The 5,497-nt window shown below is 76.3% G+C and carries 4 protein-coding genes; 2 read left to right on the top strand and 2 right to left on the bottom strand.

Translation table 11 applies throughout. The annotated features are described in order from the left end of the window. Both CCN72_RS26230 and CCN72_RS26235 read right to left on the bottom strand, forming a co-directional pair. Positions 1 to 1,231, bottom strand: a 1,231-nt coding sequence (locus CCN72_RS26230) for a DUF5682 family protein (protein ID WP_244174461.1), incomplete at its 3' end; no start/stop codon positions are given. Next, positions 1,228 to 2,367 (bottom strand): ATP-binding protein, encoded by a 1,140-nt coding sequence (locus CCN72_RS26235; protein ID WP_086810156.1) that lies wholly within the window; start codon positions 2,365 to 2,367, stop codon positions 1,228 to 1,230. The genes CCN72_RS26230 and CCN72_RS26235, both read right to left, overlap by 4 nt. 132 nt (positions 2,368 to 2,499) lie before the next feature. On the opposite strand from CCN72_RS26235, the gene CCN72_RS26240 reads away from it, so the two are divergent. Beyond that, positions 2,500 to 3,834 (top strand): SWIM zinc finger family protein, encoded by a 1,335-nt coding sequence (locus tag CCN72_RS26240; RefSeq protein WP_086810157.1) that lies wholly within the window; start codon positions 2,500 to 2,502, stop codon positions 3,832 to 3,834. 61 nt (positions 3,835 to 3,895) lie between these two features. After that, complete coding sequence (locus CCN72_RS26245) at positions 3,896 to 5,491, top strand: DUF5691 domain-containing protein (protein ID WP_086810159.1); 1,596 nt, start codon at positions 3,896 to 3,898, stop codon at positions 5,489 to 5,491. Positions 5,492 to 5,497 lie beyond the last annotated feature (6 nt).

A 5,497-nucleotide genomic window follows, 5' to 3' on the forward strand; every position in this document is an offset into this window, starting at 1 on the left:
GGTGCAGCAGTCTGCTGCGGCCCGCGTCCGTGTCCCCCCGCAGATCCAGCTCCAGCTCGCGCTCCAGCGCCTCCGGCTTGAGCCGCAGCGAACGCTGCCGCCGCACCAGGTCGCGCTGCAACGGCACCGCGGGAGCCGACTCCGGCACCTCCCCGAGGACGTCCCCGACCACCAGCCGGTCGTGCACCAGCGCGAGCGGCACGTCCGAGCCGTCGCACATCACCGCGCGCACCGCGTCGGTGGTCTCGCCCAGGCCGGGCAACGGGCGCCCGCGCATGGCCGCGAGGGTGTCGGCGAGCCGTACGGCCTCGATGACATGCGCGGAGGACACGATCCGGTCCTCCTCCCGCAGCAGCCCGGCCACCTTGGTCAGCCACCGTTCCACCGGCCGGTCGGGGGCGTGGAAGAGATGGCCGTACCAGCCGGGCGAGTCGATGCCCGCGCCGTAGCCGCTCGACCGGGCCAGCCTGCGATGCGTCCAGGGCACCCAGGTCAGCTCGGTCTTCACCTTGGGCAGCCCCTTCAGCAGCGCCCGGTCGGCGGTGACCGTCGTCCGCTCCCGCAGTGCGGGTACGTGCCAGGCCCCGCACACCACGGCCACCGCGTCCCCGAACTCCTTGCGCGCGGCGCGCAGTCGAAGCCGCATCTGCGCCTCGCGCACCAGGTCCCGGGGGCGCCCGCCCGCGCCGTACCGCTCGCGCAGCGCGCCCATGGCCTCGGCCAGCGCCTCGAACGGGGCGAAGGGGTCGCGCTCCCCCGTCCCCCGGTGCTCCACGGCGTCCTCCCACCAGCGCTCGGGATCGTCGTACCCGGCGGCCCCGGCGAGCGCGGCGAGCGGGTCGACACGGACCTGCTCGCCCTCGGCGACCTCGGACTCCCCTTCCACCGAAGGGAGTTCGGCGTCCCAGGCGAGGGTGTGGGCGGCCGGCAGGTCGATGAAGCGGGCCGGGGCGCCGTGCTCCAGCGCCCAGCGCACGGCCACCCACTCCGGGCTGAAGGCGGCGAACGGCCAGAACGCGGAGCGGCCGGGCTCGTCCACCGCATGGGCGAGCAGGGCGACCGGTGGCCGCAGCCCAGGGTCGGCGGCCAGCGGGATCAGCGCGTCGGCCTCGGGCGGCCCCTCGATCAGGACGGCGGCGGGCCGGGCGGCGTCCAGCGCGGCGCGCACCGCGCGGGCGGAGCCGGGCCCGTGGTGCCGCACCCCGAGCAGGAGCGGCCCGGCGCCGGTCATGCGCTCACCTCCCGGCACGCGCGGTAGAAGTCCGTCCAGCCCTCGCGCTCGCGCACGACCGTCTCCAGGTACTCCTGCCAGACGACCCGGTCGGCCGCCGGATCGCGGACGACGGCGCCGAGGATGCCGGCCGCGACATCGGCCGGGCGCAGCACGCCGTCGCCGAAGTGGGCGGCCAGCGCGAGGCCGCCCGTGACGACGGAGATCGCCTCGGCCGTGGACAGCGTGCCGCTGGGCGACTTCACCTTCGTACGGCCGTCGCCGGTCAGGCCGTCGCGCAGTTCGCGGAAGACGGTCACGACCCGGCGGATCTCCGCCGTCCCGTCGGGCGCGGCCGGCAGGTCGAGGGAGCGGCCGATCTGCTCGACGCGGCGGCTGACGATGTCCACCTCGGCCTCGGCGCTCTCCGGCAGCGGCAGCACGACGGTGTTGAAGCGGCGGCGCAGCGCGCTGGAGAGGTCGTTGACCCCGCGGTCGCGGTCGTTGGCGGTGGCGATCAGGTTGAAACCGCGGACCGCCTGGACCTCCTCGCCCAGCTCCGGGACGGGCAGGGTCTTCTCGGACAGGATGGTGATCAGGGTGTCCTGCACATCGGCCGGGATCCGGGTCAGCTCCTCGACCCGGGCGGTCATGCCCTCGGCCATGGCCCGCATGACCGGGCTGGGCACCAGGGCGTCCCGGCTGGGGCCGTGGGCGAGCAGCCGCGCGTAGTTCCAGCCGTAGCGGATGGCCTCCTCGGGGGTGCCGGCGGTGCCCTGGACCAGCAGGGTCGAGTCGCCGCTGACGGCAGCGGCCAGATGCTCCGACACCCAGGTCTTGGCGGTGCCGGGCACCCCGAGCAGCAGCAGGGCGCGATCGGTGGCGAGCGTGGTGACGGCGACCTCGACGATCCGGCGCGGGCCCACGTACTTCGGCGAGATCACCGTGCCATCCGGCAGGGTGCCGCCGAGCAGGTACGTGGCCACCGCCCACGGCGACAGTTTCCAGCGGGCCGGGCGCGGCCGGTCGTCCTGCGCGGCCAGCGCGGCGAGTTCGGCCGCGAACGCGTCCTCGGCGTGCGGCCGCAGCGCCGTCGTGCTCTCGCCCGGGTGCGGTGCGGCGGTCTTCGATGGCGTGGACGCAAGGTTGGCTGACATGGCTGAGGCCCCCTCCAGCTCGGCCGGTTCGGATCTGCCACCAACGATGAACCACCCCACTGACAATCGCTCTGACCAGCACAAACGCCCGCTCGGGGCCGATTGTCAGTGGGGGGATCTACCGTCGGAGACATGACTGAGCAGGGGGTGCGCTGGACCGCGGACCAGGTGCTGGCGCTGGCGCCTGACGCCGCGTCACGCAAGGCGGGTGGCAGGCTCGGCACAGCCGGTCCGTGGTCCGAGGCGGGGAGCGGGAAGGAGTCGGTGTGGGGGCTGTGCAAGGGCAGCGGCAGCAGGCCGTACCAGACGGTGGTCGACCTCATCGGGCCCGCGTACAAGTGCAGTTGTCCGAGCCGTAAGTTCCCGTGCAAGCACGCGCTCGGGCTGCTTCTGCTGTGGACGGGGGACGACGGTTCGGTGCCGGCCCGCACCGAGCCGCCGGACTGGGCCGCGCAGTGGCTCGCGGGCAGGCGTGAGCGCGCGGAGGACAAGCGGCCGGACAGCGGCGGTGGGGCCGCCGATCCGGAGGCGGCCCGGCGCCGTGCGGAGCGCCGGGCCGAGCGGGTCACCGCGGGCGCGACCGAGCTGGAGCAGCGTCTGGCCGACCTGCTGCGCGGCGGCCTGGCCGCGGCCGAACAGGCGGGGTACGGACTGTGGGAGGAGACCGCGGCCCGCATGGTCGACGCCCAGGCGCCCGGACTGGCTGCGAGGGTACGGGAGTTGGGGGCGATACCGGCGTCCGGCGCGGGCTGGCCGGCCCGGTTGCTGGAGGAGTGCGCGCTGGTGCATCTGCTCGACCAGGGCTGGCTGCGCCGCGACCGGCTGCCGGAGCCCCTCGCGGCCACGGTCCGCTCCCGGCTCGGCCTGCCCGCCCCGGCGGACGGCCCGCCCGAGCGCGACCGCTGGCTGGTCCTCGCCCAGTACGACACGGCGGACACGAAACTGACGACGCGCCGGGCATGGCTGTACGGCGCCGCGTCGCACCGCATCCGGCTGCTGCTGTCCTACGGCGCGGGCGGCCGGGCCCCGGAGCTGTCCCTGCCGGTGGGTCTCGCCCTGGACGCCGAGTTGTCCGCGTATCCGGGCGCCGGTCAGTTCCGGGCGGCGCTGGGCGAGCGGTTCGCGGCGCCCGCCCCGGCCGGTCTGCGCCCTCCGGGTGTCACCACGGGCGAGGCGGCGGCCCGGTACGGCACCGCTCTGCGCGAGGACCCCTGGCTGGAGTCGGTCCCGGCGGTCCTGGAACGGGTCGTCCCGGTCCCGGACGGCGAACAGTGGCAACTGGCCGACGCCGACGCGGACTCGGCCCTGCCCCTCACCCGCGCCGCCCGCTCCCGCCCCGGCCTGTGGCGTCTGCTCGCGCTGTCCGGCGGCGCCCCGGTCACGGTCTTCGGCGAGTGCGGCCACCGGGGCTTCACCCCGCTCACGGCGTGGCCCGAGGGCGGCGGGGAGGCGGTGCCGCTGTGCTGACCACCCCGCCCCACTCCACCCGAAGGGAAGGCAACGCTCCATCCGAAGGGAAGGCAACGCGATGAACGGCAGCGCACCGAGCCCGGACGCCGTGGGCGGCTGGGAGGACCTGGTCACCACCGCCCTCCTCGGCACCGACCGGCGCCCGCCCGGGTGGCTCGTGCCCGGCCGCCCCGCCCCCGTCGCCCTGCTGGACGCGGCCGCCGAGGCGACCGTACGACGACGGGCCGGACTGCGGCCCGCACCGGCCGGGCGGCGGCCGGAGCGGGCGCCCGAGGATCCCCGCCCGGCACTGCCCACGGCCGCGGCCGGGCGGCTCGCGGCGCTGCTGGCCGACCGTTCCGGCGGCACCGGCGGGGGGCGCCGGGGCAGTTCCCCGGACTTGATGGAGCTGCTCCCGCAGTGGCTCGCGGCGGCCAACGGACATGGGTACGCGGCCCCCGCGCAGGCGCTCCCCGCGCTGCTGGACGCGGCCCGGGGCCGTACGGACCTGCGCCCGGCGGCGCTGGCCTTCGCGGGGCCCCGGGCGCTGTGGCTGGCCCGGTTCAACCCGGACTGGCGGTTCGCCCTGCGCTCGGCCCCCGGCGGCGGCGCGGCGCTCCCGGATCCCGGGGACGCGGAGGCGATACGACGGCTGTGGGAGGAGGGCCTGTTCGCCGAGCGGGTGGCCCTGCTGGGCGCGCTGCGGGCCCGATCTCCCGCGTTCGCCCGTGAGTTGCTGGCCGGGACCTGGCCGACGGAGCGGGCGGAGGACCGGCTGATGTTCCTGGACTCGCTGCGCTCGGGCCTGTCCGCGGCGGACGAGCCATTTTTGGAGAAGGCGCTGGGCGACCGCAGCCGCAACGTCCGGGCCACGGCGGCGGAACTGCTGTCCGCGCTGCCGGGCTCGGCACTGGCCGCGCGAATGGCCGTACGGGCCACCGCGTGTGTGGCCCTGGACCGTTCGGGGGACGGTCCGGTGATCGTGGTGGAGGCGCCGCACGAGTGCGACTCCGGCATGGAGCGCGACGGCGTGGTGGCCACCCCGCCCGCAGGTCGAGGCGAACGCTCCTGGTGGCTCGGGCAGTTGGTGGAGGCCGCGCCGCTCGGCACCTGGCCGGGCCGGCTCGGCGGGCGCGACGCACGGGAGATCGTGGCACTGCCGGTGACGGACGGCTGGCAGGGCGAACTGCACGCGGCCTGGTGCCGGGCGGCGGTGCGGCAGCGGGACGCGTGCTGGTCGCGGGCGCTGCTCGGCGCGCCGTCGGCACCCGAGGCGGGCGGCCCGGGGGCGGTGTCCCTGGCGGAGCGCGCCAAGCTGCTGGCCACGCTGGATCCGGCGGAACGGGCCGAGTGGGTCGCCGGGTTCATCGCGACCCACGGCCTGTCCGAGNNGCCGCTGGGCCGGGCCGTGGTGGACGCCCTCAACATCGCGCGGGACGCGGGCAGTTACCCCTGGAGCTTCAGCGGCGTGATGGGCCTCGCGGAACGCTGCCTGGACCCGGCCGAGGCGGCCCGGCTCCAGTCCCTGCTGGCGATACCCGACGAACCCGAGGACGCCGCACCGGGCGCCGGAGGCTACTGGGCGGAGGCCTTCCAACGACTCGTCACCACGCTGCGACTACGGGCGGCAATGGCGGAGGAACTGAGCCCGGCGGGGGCTTCAGGCGGGGGGTGACAGCGG

It is taken from the genome of Streptomyces murinus, assembly GCF_002154555.1.
GTDB classification, from domain to species: Bacteria; Actinomycetota; Actinomycetes; order Streptomycetales; family Streptomycetaceae; genus Streptomyces; species Streptomyces murinus.